The organism is Serratia sp. CY56464, assembly GCF_052168435.1.
In the GTDB taxonomy this organism is placed as follows: Bacteria; Pseudomonadota; Gammaproteobacteria; order Enterobacterales; family Enterobacteriaceae; genus Serratia; species Serratia marcescens.
Genome location: NZ_JBJNMV010000019.1, coordinates 1 through 634 on the forward strand (window position 1 = coordinate 1; position 634 = coordinate 634).

At 48.4% G+C, this 634-nt stretch carries 2 tRNA genes and 2 rRNA genes; all 4 read left to right on the forward strand.

From position 1 onward, the window contains the following. A 16S ribosomal RNA gene (locus ACJ8KE_RS23735) occupies positions 1–73 on the forward strand; the annotation flags it as partial. Between the two features lie 74 nt (positions 74–147). Further along, positions 148–224, forward strand: a tRNA-Ile gene (locus ACJ8KE_RS23740). A gap of 38 nt (positions 225–262) precedes the next feature. Further along, positions 263–338, forward strand: a tRNA-Ala gene (locus ACJ8KE_RS23745). Positions 339–544: 206 nt separating this feature from the next. Then, positions 545–634, forward strand: a 23S ribosomal RNA gene (locus tag ACJ8KE_RS23750); the annotation flags it as partial.

Consider the following 634-nt stretch of genomic DNA (forward strand, 5'->3'; position numbering starts at 1 on the left):
TTTGTGATTCATGACTGGGGTGAAGTCGTAACAAGGTAACCGTAGGGGAACCTGCGGTTGGATCACCTCCTTACCTAAAGATATTAGTTCGAGTGGCGTGCTCACACAGATTGTCTGATAGAAAGTAACGAGCAGAAATACCTTTATAGGCTTGTAGCTCAGGTGGTTAGAGCGCACCCCTGATAAGGGTGAGGTCGGTGGTTCAAGTCCACTCAGGCCTACCACTTCTCGGAAGTGGAAAAGGTACTGCGCGTGACTGTATGGGGCTATAGCTCAGCTGGGAGAGCGCCTGCCTTGCACGCAGGAGGTCAGCGGTTCGATCCCGCTTAGCTCCACCATATAGTCCGGTATTTAATACTTCAGAGTATATTGGCGACAGTATGCTGCGAAGTATTTTGCTCTTTAACAATCTGGAACAAGCTGAAAATTGAAACATGACGGCTGAAATTTATCCCTCCGTAGATGTACTGGGATAAAGAGTAACCTGTCATAGAGTCTCTCAAATGTTTGCAGCACGAACGATGGAAACATCTTCGGGTTGTGAGGTTAAGTGACTAAGCGTACACGGTGGATGCCTAGGCAGTCAGAGGCGATGAAGGGCGTGCTAATCTGCGAAAAGCGTCGGTAAGGTGAT